The organism is Micromonospora sp. NPDC051300, from assembly GCF_044455315.1.
Lineage (GTDB): Bacteria > Actinomycetota > Actinomycetes > Mycobacteriales > Micromonosporaceae > Micromonospora > Micromonospora robiginosa.
The window spans coordinates 116,551-130,838 of sequence record NZ_JBITEP010000006.1; the positions used below are offsets into that span (position 1 = coordinate 116,551).

The following is a 14,288-nucleotide window of genomic DNA, read 5'->3' on the forward strand; positions in this document are numbered from 1 at the left end:
AAGCAGGGGCCCCCTCTTAACACGTGAGTGTGAGAGGGGGCCCCTTCTCTACCGGAGGCGTTAAGAGGGGGCCCTTCCTTACCGCTTGCCGAGGGCGGCGTCGACGGCCTGGCCGAGGGCGGCGATGACCAGGCTCACCGAGGGACGCACCACGCTGTCGTCCAGGCTCACCGTGCCGGAGAAGCCGGCGCCGGCCGCGATCTCCTCCAGGCGCGCCCCCGCCTCGTCGGCGGCGGCGCCGGTCAGCCCGAGCGCCGGTTCCATCCGCAGCACCGCGACAAGTGTGGCGAGCGCGGCGGTCCGCTCGTCCGGGAGCTGGCCGCTGGTCAGGGCCTCGGCCAGCCGCCGCCGGATGTCCACCTCGACCGACGCGTCGGCGACCGGGTAGCGGTGCACGTGGATGAAGCCCAACTCGGTCTCGTCCACGTCGCGGACCACGCCCCGGCCGCAGAGGTCGCCGAGGATCTTGTCGCGCAGGCCGTGCCGCAGCCGCTGCACCCACGACGACGGCGTGTGCGGGGTGTCCGCGGCCATCTTCGCGAGGACCGCGTCGGCGATCGGCTCGCCGGTCGGCGCCGGGTCGACCACCGCCAGGTTCCCGTCCGCGTACGCGACCCGGCCGGCAAGGGCCAGCTCGACCAGCACCGCGGCGGCCATGCCCAGGTCCAGGCTGATCCGCGGCATGGCGGCCTTGCCGGTTTCGTCGTCATACGCGAGGAGGAGCAGTTCCTCGGCGAGCGCAACACCAGTCATGGCCCGGAACGCTAGCGCCTCCGCGCAGCCCGCGCACCGACACGCCGAGGTCTCCCGCTCCGCCGCCCGGATCGCGCGAAAAGGGCCCGTCCGAGCGGATCGGGCCCTTTCCGGTGCACCTAGAAGCGCGGCATGCCACCGAACTGGCGGTCGCCGGCGTCGCCGAGGCCCGGAACGATGAACATCCGGTCGTTCAGGCCCTCGTCGATCGACGCGGTGACCAGGCGCAGCGGCAGGCCGGAGCGCTCCAGCCGCTCGATGCCGACCGGCGCGGCCAGCACGCACAGCACGGTGATGTCGGTGCACCCGCGGTCGGCGAGCAGCCGGCAGCAGTGCTCCAGCGAGCCGCCGGTGGCCAGCATCGGGTCGAGCACCAGCACCGGCCGGCCGCTCAGGTCCCGGGGCAGCGACTCCATGTACGCCCGGGGCTCGTACGTCTCCTCGTCGCGGGCCAGGCCCACGAAGCCCATCGACGACTCGGGCACCAGGGCGAGCGCGGCGTCGGCCATGCCGAGCCCGGCCCGCAGCACCGGCACCAGCAGCGGCGGGTTGGCCAGCCGGGTGCCCTCGGTGGCGGTGACCGGGGTCTGGATCGAGTAGTTCTCGACGGGGAAGGAGCGCGCGGCCTCGTACACCAGCATGGTGGTGAGTTCGCGCAGCGCGGCCCGGAACGACGCGGAGTCGGTCCGGGCGTCCCGCATGGCGGTCAGCCGCGTCTGGGCGAGCGGATGGTCAATGACTGTTACGTCCACGATCGCTCAACCTACCGGTCACCGGCGCGGCGCACGCCGGGTGCGGGCGGACCAGCGACGCCGCTCACGTGTAACCCGCGCGACCACTCGGCCATGACCAAGATCACTCGACTCGCGGGTGCGTACTATTCGGGGCATGACGGCGACAGCGACGTCGGCCCGGTCGGACCTCTCCGAGCTGGGACGATCCGAGACCGCTCTGCGGACCTTCCTGCACGGCCTACCGGGCGTGGACCAGGTCGGCGCGGAGCAGCGGGCGGCCCAACTCGGCACCCGCTCCATCAAGACCACGGCCAAGGCCGAGGCGATCGACCTGGCGATCCGGATGGTCGACCTGACCACGCTGGAGGGGGCCGACACCCCGGGCAAGGTGCGGGCGCTGGCCGCCAAGGCGCTGCGGCCCGACCCGGCGGACCCGAGCTGCCCGCACGTCGGCGCGGTCTGCGTCTACCCGGCGATGGTCCCGTACGTGGCCGAGGTGCTGCGCGGCAGCGACGTGCACCTGGCCAGCGTCGCGACCTCGTTCCCGTCCGGACAGGCCCCGTTGGAGATCAAGCTCGCCGACGTCCGGGCAGCCGTCGAGGCCGGCGCCGACGAGATCGACATGGTGATCAACCGGGGCGCGTTCCTGGCCGGTCGCTATCAGGAGGTCCACGACGAGATCGTGGCCACCAAGGAGGCGTGCGGGGACGCGCACCTGAAGGTGATCCTGGAGACCGGCGAGCTGGCCACCTACGACAACGTGCGGCGCGCCTCCTGGCTCGCCATGCTGGCCGGCGGCGACTTCATCAAGACCTCCACCGGCAAGGTCCCGGTCGCGGCCACGCTGCCGGTGACCCTGGTGATGCTGGAGGCGGTCCGCGACTTCCGCGCGGCCACCGGCCGGCAGGTAGGCGTGAAGCCGGCCGGCGGCATCAAGAACACCAAGGACGCGATCAAGTACCTGGTCATGGTCAACGAGACGGTCGGCGCGGACTGGCTCGACCCGGACTGGTTCCGGTTCGGCGCGTCGAGCCTGCTCAACGACCTGCTCATGCAGCGCACCAAGCTGACGACCGGCGTCTACGCCGGCCCCGACTACTTCACCCTGGACTGAACGCGATGTTCGAATACGCACCCGCCCCCGAGTCGCGCTCGGTGGTCGACATCAAGCCCTCGTACGGGCTCTTCGTCGACGGGACGTTCGTCGACCCGTCCGACGGCGGCAGCTTCAAGTCGGTCAACCCGGCCTCCGAGGAGGTCCTGGCCGAGATCGCCGAGGCCGGTCGCGAGGACGTGGACCGTGCGGTCCGCGCCGCGCGGAAGGCGTACGAGAAGGTCTGGGGTCCGATGCCGGGCCGGGACCGGGCGAAGTACCTGTTCCGGATCGCCCGGATCATCCAGGAGCGCTCCCGCGAGCTGGCCGTGCTGGAGTCGCTGGACAACGGCAAGCCGATCCGCGAGTCCCGCGACGTCGACCTGCCGCTGGTCGCCGCGCACTTCTTCTACTACGCGGGCTGGGCGGACAAGCTGGAGCACGCCGGGTTCGGCCGGAGGCCGACGAGCCAGCACAGCGGCGCGGTTCCGCAGCCTCTTGGCGTGGCCGCGCAGGTCATCCCGTGGAACTTCCCGCTGCTCATGCTCGCCTGGAAGATCGCCCCGGCGCTCGCGGCGGGCAACACGGTGGTGCTGAAGCCGGCCGAGACCACCCCGCTGACCGCGCTGCTCTTCGCCGAGATCTGCCAGCAGGCCGACCTGCCGGCCGGCGTGGTCAACATCGTCACCGGCGCCGGTGACACCGGCCGGGCGCTCGTCGAGCACCCGGGCGTGGACAAGGTCGCGTTCACCGGCTCCACCGAGGTCGGCCGGGCCATCGCGCGGGCCGTGGCCGGCACCCACAAGAAGCTGACGCTGGAGCTGGGCGGCAAGGCCGCCAACATCGTCTTCGACGACGCGCCCGTCGACCAGGCGGTCGAGGGCATCGTCAACGGCATCTTCTTCAATCAGGGGCACGTCTGCTGCGCCGGATCCCGCCTGCTGGTGCAGGAGTCGGTCGCCGACGAGGTGCTGGAGTCGCTCAAGCGCCGGATGGCCCGCCTGCGGGTCGGTGACCCGCTGGACAAGAACACCGACGTCGGGGCGATCAACTCGGCCGAGCAGCTCGCCCGCATCCGCGAGCTGTCCGACGTCGGCGCCGCCGAGGGCGCGCAGCGCTGGTCGCCGCCGTGCGAGCTGCCCGACCGCGGCTTCTGGTTCGCGCCGACCATCTTCACCGGAGTCACCCAGGCGCACCGGATCGCCCGCGAGGAGATCTTCGGCCCGGTGCTGTCCGTGCTGACCTTCCGCACCCCGGCGGAGGCGGTCGAGAAGGCCAACAACACGCCGTACGGGCTGTCGGCCGGGATCTGGACCGACAAGGGTTCCCGGATCCTCTGGACGGCCGACCGGCTGCGCGCCGGCGTGGTCTGGGCCAACACGTTCAACAAGTTCGACCCGACGTCGCCGTTCGGTGGCTACAAGGAGTCGGGCTACGGTCGCGAGGGCGGCCGGCACGGGCTGGAGGGGTACCTCAATGTCTGAGCGGGTCGCGGTACGCAAGACGTACAAGCTCTTCATCGGCGGGAAGTTCCCGCGCAGCGAGTCGGGACGGTCGTATCTCGTGCAGGACTCCAACGTGTCGCTGGCCTCCCGCAAGGACGCGCGGGACGCGGTAGTCGCGGCCCGCGCCGCGGTGAAGGGCTGGGCCGGGGCGACCGCCTACAACCGGGGCCAGATCCTCTACCGGGTGGCCGAGATGCTGGAGGGCCGGCGCGAGCAGTTCGTGGCGCTCGGCGCGCCGGCCGACGAGGTGGACGCGGCGATCGACCGCTGGGTCTGGTACGCCGGCTGGGCCGACAAGCTGCCGCAGGTCTACGGCGGCGCGAACCCGGTGGCCGGCCCCTACTTCAACCTGTCGGCCCCGGAGCCGACAGGAGTGGTGGCCGTGGTGGCGCCCGAGACGCCGGCACTGCTCGGCCTGGTCAGCGTGATCGCCCCGGCGATCGTCAGCGGCAACACCGTGGTGGTGGCCGCCTCCCCGGCGGCGCCGCTGGCGGCGGTGACGCTTGCCGAGGTGCTGGCCACCTCCGACCTGCCGGGCGGCGTGGTCAACATCCTCACCGGGAAGATCACCGAGACCGCGCCGACGCTTGCCGCGCACATGGACGTCAACGCCGTCGACCTGACCGGCGTGACCGACGCCGAGCTGGCGGTGGAGCTGGAGGTCAAGGCCGCGGAGAACCTCAAGCGGGTGCTCCGCCCGGCCCCGGCCGACCACGACTGGCACGCCGATCCGGGCCTGGCCCGGATGACCACGTTGCTGGAGACCAAGACGGTCTGGCACCCCAAGGGCGTCTGAGACAGGTCTACTACGCGGGGTAGGATTGACGGGTGACTCGGCTGGGGGACCTTGAGCGTGCGGTGATGGACGTGCTGTGGGACTCGGTACCCGCCACGTCGGACGGCGTGACCGTGCGCGAGGTCGCCGACGCCCTGGACGGGCGTGAGCTGGCCTACACCACGGTCATGACGGTGCTCGACCGGCTCGCCGGCAAGGGCATGGTGCAGCGCGAGCGGGAGGGGCGGGCCTGGCGTTACCGGCCCGCCGCCACCCGCGAGGCGCACATCGCCCAGCTCATGCTCGACGCCCTCGACCTCGGCGGCAGCCGGGACGCCGCGCTGGTGCGTTTCGCCCGCTCGGTGACCGGCACCGAGGCGGAGGTGCTGCGCGCGGCGCTCGGCGCCGAGGCCGCCGGGACAGCCCCGAACGCCGGGCTGACCGACCGGGTCGAGGACCCGCGACGGTCCGCCGGTTCGGCGCTCGACGAGGCGACGGACCGGTAGGGCGGCCGCCGTGGCGTACGCCGTGCACTTCGCCGCGACCATCCTGGCCTGCTGGCTGACCGCGCAGGTCCTCGCCGCCGCGCGGTGGACGTGGCGCGCCCCCCGGGTGGCGATCGTCTGCTGGCAGGCGGTCGGCTTGGCGCTCGGGCTCTCCGCGATGGGCCTGCCGATGGCGGTGGGTCTCGCCGCCTACGACCGGCCGACCGGGGGCGCGCTGCTGGCGCTCGCCGACGACCTGGCCCACGGCACGCTGCCGCCGGGCGTGGGCGCGGCGCACCTCGGCCTGGTCGGGGTGGGCTTCGGCATCGGCGCGGTGCTGCTCACCACGACCGTGCGCGCGGTGCACGGCGCGGTTCGCGCCCAGCGCCGGCACCGGGAGTTGCTCAGCCTGGTCGCCCGGCGCGACCCGACGGTGCCGGGCGCGCTCGTGCTCGACCATCCGAGCGCGGCGGCGTACTGCCTGCCCGGGGTGCGGCCCCGGGTGGTGGTGAGCGCCGGCACGGTAGACCTGCTGGATCCGGCGGAGCTGGCGGCGGTGCTCACCCACGAGCGGGCGCACGCCCAGGAGCGGCACGATCTGGTGCTGCTGCCGTTCACCGCGCTGTGCCGGGCGCTGCCCTGGTTCGGCTGGGTGCGCGACGCGCACGCGCGGGTGGCGCTGCTGGTCGAGATGCGCGCCGACGACAAGGCCCGGGAGCTGCACGCGGAGGAGCCGCTGGCCGGCGCGCTGCGCCGGTTCGCCGCCGCCGGGCACCGGGTCACGCCGGCCGGCACGCTCGGCATCGGCGACCAGGATCTCGACGTACGCGTCCAGCGCCTGCTGGTCGCGGACCGCCCGCCGCGGGTGCTGGGGGCGACCGCGTTGGCGGTGGCCGGCACGCTCGTCGCGCTGCCGATCTCGTTGTTCCTGAGCTGACGACCCCTACGGGGCTTCTCCGGGTTCGCGCGCCCCTATAGGTAGCCAAGCTACGTGTAGGGTCGCTATGACAAGCGAAACAACCCGTGGGAGAACCGCCGTGGATCCCCTGCTCCTCGCCCGCCTCCAGTTCGCCACCACCACCTCGCTGCACTTCCTCTTCGTGGTGGTCACGCTCGGCCTGGTCACCCTGCTGGTCGGGCTCCAGACCGCCGGCTACCTCACCGGCAAGCCGGTCTACGAGCGGCTGACCCGGTTCTGGGGCCAGCTCTACGTGATCAACTACGTGCTCGGCATCGCCACCGGGATCGTGATGGAGTTCCAGTTCGGGCTGAACTGGAGCGGCCTGTCGCGCTACGTGGGCAACGTGTTCGGGGCGCCGCTGGCCATCGAGACGCTCGTGGCGTTCTTCCTGGAGTCCACGTTCCTCGGCATGTGGATCTTCGGCTGGCACCGGCTGCGGCGCGGGCTGCACCTGGCGCTGCTCTGGGGCGTGGCGCTCACCGCGTACGCCTCGGCGTTCTGGATCATGGTGGCGAACGCCTGGCTCCAGCACCCGGTCGGCTACGAGGTGCGCGACGGCGTCGCCCACCTCACCGACTTCGGCGCGCTGCTCACCAACCCCACGTTCAGCTTCGCGTTCGGGCACGTGGTCTCCGCGAGCCTGGTCACCGGCGGCCTGCTGATGGCCGCGGTCAGCGCCTGGCACCTGCTGCGCGGCACGCCGGACTTCGCGCTGTTCCGCACCTCGCTGCGGCTCGGGCTGGTCACCGCGGCGCTCGCGGTCAGCGCGTTGCAGGGCTTCGGCTTCGCCCAGTTCGGCCCGGTCGGGCAGCTCCAGCCCACCAAGTTCGGCGGCGGCCCGGACCGCGACGCGGTGGTGGCCGACTGGACCGCCCGGTTCGGCCCCGGCGACTGGGACCCGCCGGTGCTGTCCAGCGTCGGCCTCGGCTTCATGATCCTGATCGGGTTCGCGCTGGGCTGCGTCTGGCTCCTGCTGCCGCTGCTCTGGCGCGACTGGATCATCCGGCTGCGGTTCCCGCTCTGGCTGGTCCTGCTCGGCCTGCCGCTGCCGTTCGTGGCGGTGCTGCTCGGCTGGATCGCCCGGGAGGTGGGCCGCCAGCCCTGGGTGGCGTACGGGCTGCTGCCCACCGCGCAGGCCGTCTCCCCGGTCCCGGCCGGGCTCATGCTCGCCTCGCTGATCGGGTTCAGCCTGCTGCTCGGCGCGCTCACCGTCACCAACTGGGTGCTGCTGGCCCGGCACGCCGCCCGGGGCGCGCGCGACCCGCTGCTCGGCCGCCCGCCCGCGCCCGAGCCCGACGACCACCACCACCAGCCCGTGTTCGCCTGAGGAGCCCGTCGTGGAACTCGCCTGGTACGCCCTGCTCGGCCTCTTCTTCGCCGCCTACCTGGTGCTCGGCGGCTACGACTACGGCGTCGGCCTGCTGCTGGCCCGGCGCGCCGGCACCGGACCGGGCGACGCGCTCGCCCGCCGGGTCGCGCTCACCGCCGTCGGCCCGTTCTTCCTCGGCAACGAGGTCTGGCTGGTGGCCACGGTCGGCATCCTGTTCGGCGCGTTCCCCACCCTGGAGGGGGAACTGCTCTCCGGCTTCTATCCGGTCGTGCTCGGCGCGCTGGCCGGGGTGGTGCTGGTCACCGCCGGCGTGCAACTGCGCGGCCGGGCCGGCGGCGAGGCGGCCCGGGCGGCCTGGGACCGGATCGTGGTGGTCGGCAGCGTGCTCGCCGCGCTGGGCTGGGGCGCGCTGCTCGGCGGCCTGCTCCAGGGCGTGCCGCTCACCGCCGACGGGCACGTCGCGGGCGTCGGTCACGTGGTCACCCCGTTCGTGGCCGCCGCCGGGCTGGCGCTCGTCGCGCTCGTCGCGCTGCACGGTGCGACCTTCCTCACCCTCCGGCTGCCGCCCGCCGACGCGCCGGCGCTCGCCCGGCTGGCCCGTGGCCTGGTGCCCGCCGCGCTCACCGCGATCGGCGCCGCCACCGCGCTGGGCCTGCTCTCCGACCGGGTACGCGCCGCCGTGGCGCGACCGGCGGTCGCCGTACTCCTGCCGGTGGCGCTGGTGGCGGCGCTGCTGGTGGCCCGCGCGGCGCTGCGCCGGGGTCGGGCCGGGGTGGCCTTCACCGCCACCGCGACGGCGTTGGCGCTGCCCGCGCCGCTGGTCGGCGCCGCGCTCTGGCCCCGGATCCTGGTCTCCACCACCGACCCGGCGACGTCGCTCACCGTCGCCGACGCGGCCGCGAGTCGCCCGACGCTGGCGCTGCTGGGCTGGCTCGTGCTGCCGCTCGTGCCGGCCCTACTAGGCTTTCAGGCGATGTGCTGGTGGGTGTTCCGGGGACGGATCGACGGCAGGGCACCGGTGTACTGGTGAACCGCCGCCCGTTCGACCCGCGTCTGCTGCGCCGGGTCCCCGCGGCCCGGCGCGACCTCGCCGTGCTCGCGGTGCTGGGCGGGCTCACCGCGCTGCTGGTGGTCGCCCAGGCCACCGCGCTGGCCACGCTGCTGGCCACCGCGATCGACGGGCGGCTGCACCGGGCGGCGCTCGCCAGTTTCCTGGCCGCGGTCGCCGCCCGGGCGCTGGTGAGCTGGGCGCAGGGCACGGTGGCCGCGCGGGCCGCCGCGACGGTCAAGGCGGCGCTTCGCGCCGATCTGCTGCGCGCGGTCGGCCGGCACGGCCCCACCTGGGTCGCCGGCCGGCGGGCCGGTCAGCTCGCCACGCTCGCCGGTCGCGGCCTGGACGCGCTCGACCCCTACTTCACCGGCTACCTGCCGCAGCTCGTGCTGAGCGTGACCGTGCCGGCGGCGGTGCTGGCCCGGATCGTGTTCGCCGACTGGAGTTCGGCGCTGATCATCGCGCTGACCATCCCGCTCATCCCGATCTTCGGCGCGCTGCTCGGCTGGCAGGCGCAGGCCGCCACCGAGCGTCAGTGGCGGCGGCTGTCGCTGCTCGGCGGGCACTTCCTCGACATGGTGGCCGGGCTGCCCACGCTGCGCGCGTTCGGCCGGGCCCGGGCCCAGGTGGACGTGGTGCGCCGGATGGCCGACGGCCACCGCCAGGCCACCATGCGGACGCTGCGGATCGCCTTCCTGTCCGCGCTGGTCCTGGAACTCGTCGCCACGCTCTCCGTGGCGCTGGTCGCGGTGCCGGTCGGCATCCGGCTGCTCGGCGGCGGGATCACGCTCTCCACCGCGCTGCTGGTGCTGCTGCTCACCCCGGAGGCGTACCTGCCGCTGCGCGCCGCCGGCAGCCGGTTCCACGCCAGCATGGAGGGGCTGACCGCGCTGGACGAGGCGCTCACGCTCTCCGCCACCGACGCGCCGGCCACCCCGGCCGGCGCCGGGCGCACGGCCCCGCACGGCCGCGGCGAGATCCGCTTCGAGGGCGTGACTGTCGCGTACGACCGGACCACCGCGCTGCGGGACGTCACGCTGACCATCCGCCCCGGCGAGCGGGTGGCGGTCATCGGCCCCAGCGGCGCCGGCAAGAGCACGCTGCTCAACCTGCTCCTCGGCTTCGTCGCCCCGACCGCCGGCCGGGTCACCGTGGACGGCGTCGACCTGGCCGGCGTCGACCTGGACGCCTGGCGCCGCGAGCTGGCCTGGGTGCCGCAGCGGGCACACCTGTTCGCCGGGTCGCTGGCCGACAACATCCGCCTCGGCGCGCCGGCCACTCCGGACGCCGCGCTGGCCGGCGCGGTCGCCGACGCGGCGCTGGACGAGGTGGTCGACGCGCTGCCCGACGGGCTCGACACCGTGCTCGGCGAGCGCGGCCACGGCCTGTCCAGCGGGCAGCGGCAGCGGGTGGCGCTGGCCCGGGCGTTCCTCCGGGGCGCCCCGCTGGTGCTGCTCGACGAGCCGACCGCCCGGCTGGACAGCGCCAGCGAGGCGGTCGTCCTGACCGCCACCCGGCGGCTGGTCGCCGGGCGGACCGCGGTGCTTGTCGCGCACCGGCCGGCGCTCCTGGCCGACGCCGACCGGATCCTGCGGGTCTCCGACGGCCGGGTCACCGAGCTGCGCCCGACCGCCACCGACCCGGCGGTGACCCGATGAGCGCCGAGCGGGCGGTGCTGCGGCTGGCCCGGCCCTACCTGGGCCGGCTGCTCGGCGCCGGGTTGCTCGCCGCGGCGACCGAGTTCGCCGGGCTGGCGCTGATGGCGACCGCCACCTGGCTGCTGATGAGCGCCGCCGGCCGACCTCCGCTCGACCGGTTGACCGTGGCGATCGTCGCGGTACGGGCGCTCGCGGTCGGCCGGGGCGTCTTCCGCTACACCGAGCGGCTCGCCGGCCACGACGCCGTGCTGCGCATGGTCACCGACGTCCGGACCCGGGTCTTCGCCACGCTCGCCGCCCGGCGCGAGTCCGCCGACAGGCGTACCGGCGACGCGCTGAGCCGGCTGGTCTCCGACGTGGAGGCGGCCCAGGACCTGCTCCTGCGCGTGCTCGTGCCGGGGTCCGCGGCGGCGCTGGTAAGCGTGCTCGCGGTCGGCGGCGCGGCGCTGATCTCGCCACCGGCCGCCGGCGTCCTCGCGCTCGGCCTGCTGCTGGCCGGGGTGGCGCTGCCCGCGCTGGCCACCCGCCTCACCCACCGCGCCGCCGACGAGGTGGCCCCGCTGCGCGGCGCGCTGGCGGTGGACGCGGTGGACCTCACCCACGGCGCCGCCGACCTGGCCGCGTTCGGGGCGACCGACGCGGCGCTGGCCGCCGCGCGGGGTCGGGCCGACCGGCTGGCCCGGCTGGAACGCCGGCTCGCCGCGACCGGCTTCGCGGTGGACGCCGCCGGCGTGCTGGTGGGCGGCCTGACCGCCGCCGCGGTGGTGGTCGTGGCGCTGCGCGCCGGGGTGGGCGGGGTGCTGGTCGGCGTGCTCGCGGTGGGCACGCTGGCCGCCGTCGAGGTGGCCCTCGCCCTGGTCGCCGCCGCCCGGCAACGCACCCAGCTCCGGGCCGGGCTGGCCCGGGTCGCCGAGCTGCTCGCCGTGCCCGCCGCGACGACGCCGGCCGCCACCGCGCCACCGGCGTCGGGCGGCCACGACGTGCGGTTCGAGGACGTGACGGTCCGCTACCGGGCCGGGGCCGCGCCCGCGCTGGCCGGGTTCGACCTGGACCTGCCGGCCGGCCGCCGGGTGGCCGTGGTCGGGCCCAGCGGGGCCGGCAAGAGCACCCTGGCCGCGGCGCTCACCGGTGCGGTACGCGCCACCGCCGGCCGGGTCACCGTCGACGGCGCCCCGATCGCCGACCTCCCCGCCGAGCACCTGCCGCGACTGGTCGGCGGCCTGCTCGCCGAGGCGTACGTCTTCCACGCCACGGTCCGGGAGAACCTGCTGCTCGGCCGCCCGGACGCCGGCGAGGCGGAGCTGACCGGGGCCACCCGGGCGGCCGGTCTGCTGGACTGGGTACGCGACCAGCCCGACGGGTGGGACACCGTGGTCGGCGAGCAGGGCGGGCAGCTCTCCGGCGGCCAGCGGCAGCGCCTCGCGCTGGCCCGGGCGCTGCTGGCCGCCCCGCCGGTGCTGGTGCTGGACGAGCCGACCGAGGGCCTCGACCCGACGGCCGCCGACGCGGTGCTGGCCGCCGCGCTCGCCGCCACGCCGGCCGGGCACTCGGTGCTGCTGATCAGCCACCGGCTCAGCGGCCTGGCCGGGCTGGACGAGATCGTGGTGCTGGAGGACGGCCGGGTGACGCAGCGCGGCGGGCACGACGAGCTGGTGGCCCGGCCCGGCTGGTATCGGGAGCAGTGGCTGCGCCAGGAGGCGGCCGAGCGCGGCTACCTCGCGCTCTCCCCCTGAGCCGGGTCGGGGATCTCCCGGACGCGGCCGGCGGCCCGACGGTGGCAGGCTGGTGCCATGCGCGTGGATCAGGGGGCACGGGTCGAGGAGCGGCTGCGCGAGCTGTCCGGGCGGCTGCACGGGCCGACCCGGCTCAAGGCCGACCTGCTGACCGAGGCGCGGCACGCGCTGGAGGACGCCGCCGAGGCGTACCGGGAGGGTGGTCTGCCGCGGGCGGAGGCCGAGCGGCGGGCGGTGGCCGAGTTCGGCAGCGTGGCCCAGCTCGCGCCCGGTTTCCAGGCCGAGCTGGCGGCCGGCGCGTTGCGTGGGTTGGCGGTGCGCACGCTGGCGGTGGCGGTGGTGCTGATGGCGGCCGGTGACCTGACCTGGCGGGGGTCGAGCTGGAGCGCCGGGCCGCGCCCGCCGGCGGGTTATCTGCTGCTCTCCGCCGCCCTCAACGGCATCTGGGGGCTGGTCGCCGGGTTGGCGCTGGCCGGGTTGCTGCTCGGCGCGCTGGCCGCCCGGTGGGGCTCCGCCGGCGTGCTCCGGTCGGCCCGGGTGGTCGGTTTCGGGCTGACCGGCGGGCTGCTGGTCGGCGCGCTCGCCGGGGGCGCGTTGTTCGGCTGGTCGGTCCGGCTGTGGGACGCCGCGTTGACCTGGCCTCCGATGATCATCGGTGCGGTGGTGGTGTCGGCGGCCTGGTTCGCGTTGGCCCGCTCGGCGCGCTGGTGGCTGCTCAGCGCGCGTGGCCTCCGGCTGGCCCGGCGGTGAGGCGCGGGTCAGGCCGGGGCCACCGGCGGCTCGTCGGCGCCGAGGAAGCGGCCGACGGTGGCGCTGAACTCGCGCCAGCCGGCCCGTTCTCCGGCGAGCGCCCGGCCGCCGGCGTCGGTGAGCTGGTAGGTGCGGCGTTCCCGGCCGTTGACCGTGCTCCACGTGCTGGCCACCAGGCCGGCCCGTTCCAGCCGGCGCAGCGCCGGGTAGATGGTGCCGGTCGGCAGGTCGAGCGTGCCGCCGCTGCGCGCCCGCAGCGCCTCGATGATCGCGTAGCCGTGCAACGAGCCCCGCTCCAGCACGGCCAGCAGCAGCGCGTCCAGGTGTCCGTGCAGCGCCTGCGCCCTCATGCGTAGAAAGCCTACTTGTCCGAGCTTCGGGACGCCACCGGGGTGCGGCTCCCGACCGGAACCGGTCGCCCACTAGGGTATGTGCGCAGAGTCACTCGGCGGCGCGACGCCGCCGGGTGGGCACCCGAACGCACACGGAGGTCAGCGTGGCCCGCCAGTCGCCCCAACGGCCCGACGCCGACGAGCCCGAGCTCGACGACACCGAGGCGCCGGCCGCAGCAGACGAGGTCGAGGACGACCGCCCGGCGGCGGACCGCGCGCTCTGGGACGAGGTGCGGATCGACCCGGTGGAGATCGCCCTGCCCGCCGGCACCGGCTACACGCTGCGGGCCTACCGGTCGGCGCGCGAGCTGACCCCGACCGACGTCGCCGAGCGCGACCTGGACGACCCCTTCCTGGCCCGCCGCCAGGTCGTCGACACCGAGGACGACGAGGAGGTGGTGATCCTCGACGAGGAGTTCGCCGCCCTCTCCGCCGAGGACGACGACGAGGACGACGAGAAGGCCGGCAAGCGCGCCGGCGCGTCCCGGAAGGCCGACGCGGACGCCGAGGCCGACGCGGACGCCGACAAGGCTGACGAGGACGAGGCGGACGAGGACGAGGACGACGCCGCCGGCGACGAGGAGGTGCCGGTCTTCCTCACCCACAAGGGTCGGCTGCTGCTCTTCAAGACGCCGGAGTCACTCGTCACTTTCATCCGTTCCGGCGCGCCCAACGACCTGTCCCAGCTGGACAGTTGGAATGAACTGTCCGAACGGCTGGAACCGGCCGACATCGCCCCGCTGGACGAGGACACCTACGAGCTCGACCTGGTGGTGGAGAACCTCCGCGGCGGGCACGACGCGTGGGATCCCGCGCTCCTGATCGAGGCCGGCGAGATCGCCCGTGACCTGGCGTACGCCCTGCGGCTACCGGCCGTGCTCGACATGCTCTCCGCCGGCTCCAGCCTGGACGATCTGGACGAGGCGCTGCGCGCTTCCGTCAACGGTGGGGTCGGTGGTTTCCTTGGTCGCCGCCGGTTGAAGAAAATCGGGGCACAAACCGCAAGTCTGGGTTGGCGCACCATTGTCGGCAAGATCTCTGCCGTTGTGGACTGGCGCGACTGACCCG

At 74.8% G+C, this 14,288-nt stretch carries 13 protein-coding genes and 1 pseudogene; 11 read left to right on the forward strand and 3 right to left on the reverse strand.

Features of this window, described 5'->3' with window-relative positions; translation table 11 throughout:
• Positions 1-78: 78 nt before the first annotated feature.
• Complete coding sequence (locus ACIA5A_RS09070) at positions 79-753, reverse strand: GPP34 family phosphoprotein (RefSeq protein WP_396758396.1); 675 nt, start codon at positions 751-753, stop codon at positions 79-81.
• Positions 754-872: 119 nt separating this feature from the next.
• Positions 873-1,505, reverse strand: coding sequence for a uracil phosphoribosyltransferase (upp, locus tag ACIA5A_RS09075; protein ID WP_181571631.1), 633 nt, complete (start codon positions 1,503-1,505; stop codon positions 873-875).
• A 136-nt stretch (positions 1,506-1,641) separates the two neighbouring features.
• Between upp and deoC the strand changes: the two genes are divergently transcribed.
• The 10 genes and pseudogenes from deoC to ACIA5A_RS09125 all read left to right on the forward strand — a co-directional run bounded on the left by deoC (position 1,642) and on the right by ACIA5A_RS09125 (position 12,828).
• Positions 1,642-2,601, forward strand: a complete 960-nt coding sequence (gene deoC / locus ACIA5A_RS09080; RefSeq protein WP_396758399.1) for a deoxyribose-phosphate aldolase — start codon at positions 1,642-1,644, stop codon at positions 2,599-2,601.
• 5 nt (positions 2,602-2,606) lie between these two features.
• A complete protein-coding gene (locus tag ACIA5A_RS09085) occupies positions 2,607-4,064 on the forward strand; it encodes an aldehyde dehydrogenase family protein (protein WP_396758402.1) in 1,458 nt (485 codons plus the stop codon).
• Positions 4,057-4,881 (forward strand): aldehyde dehydrogenase family protein, encoded by an 825-nt coding sequence (locus tag ACIA5A_RS09090; RefSeq protein ID WP_396758404.1) that lies wholly within the window; start codon positions 4,057-4,059, stop codon positions 4,879-4,881. The genes ACIA5A_RS09085 and ACIA5A_RS09090 overlap by 8 nt, the downstream gene beginning before the upstream one ends.
• 32 nt (positions 4,882-4,913) lie before the next feature.
• On the forward strand, positions 4,914-5,366 hold the full coding sequence (locus ACIA5A_RS09095; protein WP_181571627.1) for a BlaI/MecI/CopY family transcriptional regulator: 453 nt from the start codon (positions 4,914-4,916) through the stop codon (positions 5,364-5,366).
• A 10-nt stretch (positions 5,367-5,376) separates the two neighbouring features.
• The gene (locus ACIA5A_RS09100) at positions 5,377-6,282 is read left to right on the forward strand and encodes a M56 family metallopeptidase (RefSeq protein ID WP_396758407.1); all 906 of its coding nucleotides are present in this window, start codon (positions 5,377-5,379) and stop codon (positions 6,280-6,282) included.
• Positions 6,283-6,382: 100 nt separating this feature from the next.
• The gene (locus tag ACIA5A_RS09105) at positions 6,383-7,633 is read left to right on the forward strand and encodes a cytochrome ubiquinol oxidase subunit I (RefSeq protein WP_396758410.1); all 1,251 of its coding nucleotides are present in this window, start codon (positions 6,383-6,385) and stop codon (positions 7,631-7,633) included.
• Positions 7,634-7,643: 10 nt separating this feature from the next.
• Positions 7,644-8,666, forward strand: a complete 1,023-nt coding sequence (locus ACIA5A_RS09110; RefSeq protein ID WP_396758413.1) for a cytochrome d ubiquinol oxidase subunit II — start codon at positions 7,644-7,646, stop codon at positions 8,664-8,666.
• Positions 8,663-10,345: a thiol reductant ABC exporter subunit CydD gene (gene cydD, locus ACIA5A_RS09115; protein ID WP_396758416.1), complete on the forward strand. Its 1,683-nt coding sequence runs from the start codon at positions 8,663-8,665 to the stop codon at positions 10,343-10,345. Before ACIA5A_RS09110 ends, cydD begins: the two co-directional genes overlap by 4 nt.
• Positions 10,267-12,078: pseudogene (cydC, locus tag ACIA5A_RS09120) on the forward strand (thiol reductant ABC exporter subunit CydC); the annotation flags it as partial. The gene cydD and the pseudogene cydC, both read left to right, overlap by 79 nt.
• A gap of 57 nt (positions 12,079-12,135) precedes the next feature.
• Positions 12,136-12,828: a permease prefix domain 1-containing protein gene (locus ACIA5A_RS09125; protein ID WP_396758419.1), complete on the forward strand. Its 693-nt coding sequence runs from the start codon at positions 12,136-12,138 to the stop codon at positions 12,826-12,828.
• An 8-nt stretch (positions 12,829-12,836) separates the two neighbouring features.
• Here ACIA5A_RS09125 and ACIA5A_RS09130 read toward each other — a convergent pair whose 3' ends face one another.
• The gene (locus ACIA5A_RS09130; RefSeq protein ID WP_396758421.1) at positions 12,837-13,178 is read right to left on the reverse strand and encodes a PadR family transcriptional regulator; all 342 of its coding nucleotides are present in this window, start codon (positions 13,176-13,178) and stop codon (positions 12,837-12,839) included.
• Between the two features lie 116 nt (positions 13,179-13,294).
• Here ACIA5A_RS09130 and ACIA5A_RS09135 point away from each other — a divergent pair, with 116 nt between their 5' ends.
• Entirely contained in the window at positions 13,295-14,284 is a 990-nt protein-coding gene (locus ACIA5A_RS09135) for a DNA primase (protein ID WP_396758424.1), read from the forward strand.
• The last annotated feature ends 4 nt before the right edge of the window (positions 14,285-14,288 follow it).

Bases quoted from the DNA above. Each gene is read 5' to 3' on its own strand.
- ACIA5A_RS09070 (WP_396758396.1), bottom strand. From the start codon at position 753: ATGACTGGTGTTGCGCTCGCCGAGGAACTGCTCCTCCTCGCGTATGAC.
- deoC (WP_396758399.1), top strand. From the start codon at position 1,642: ATGACGGCGACAGCGACGTCGGCCCGGTCGGACCTCTCCGAGCTGGGA.
- ACIA5A_RS09085 (WP_396758402.1), top strand. From the start codon at position 2,607: ATGTTCGAATACGCACCCGCCCCCGAGTCGCGCTCGGTGGTCGACATC.
- ACIA5A_RS09090 (WP_396758404.1), top strand. From the start codon at position 4,057: ATGTCTGAGCGGGTCGCGGTACGCAAGACGTACAAGCTCTTCATCGGC.
- ACIA5A_RS09125 (WP_396758419.1), top strand. From the start codon at position 12,136: ATGCGCGTGGATCAGGGGGCACGGGTCGAGGAGCGGCTGCGCGAGCTG.
- ACIA5A_RS09130 (WP_396758421.1), bottom strand. From the start codon at position 13,178: ATGAGGGCGCAGGCGCTGCACGGACACCTGGACGCGCTGCTGCTGGCC.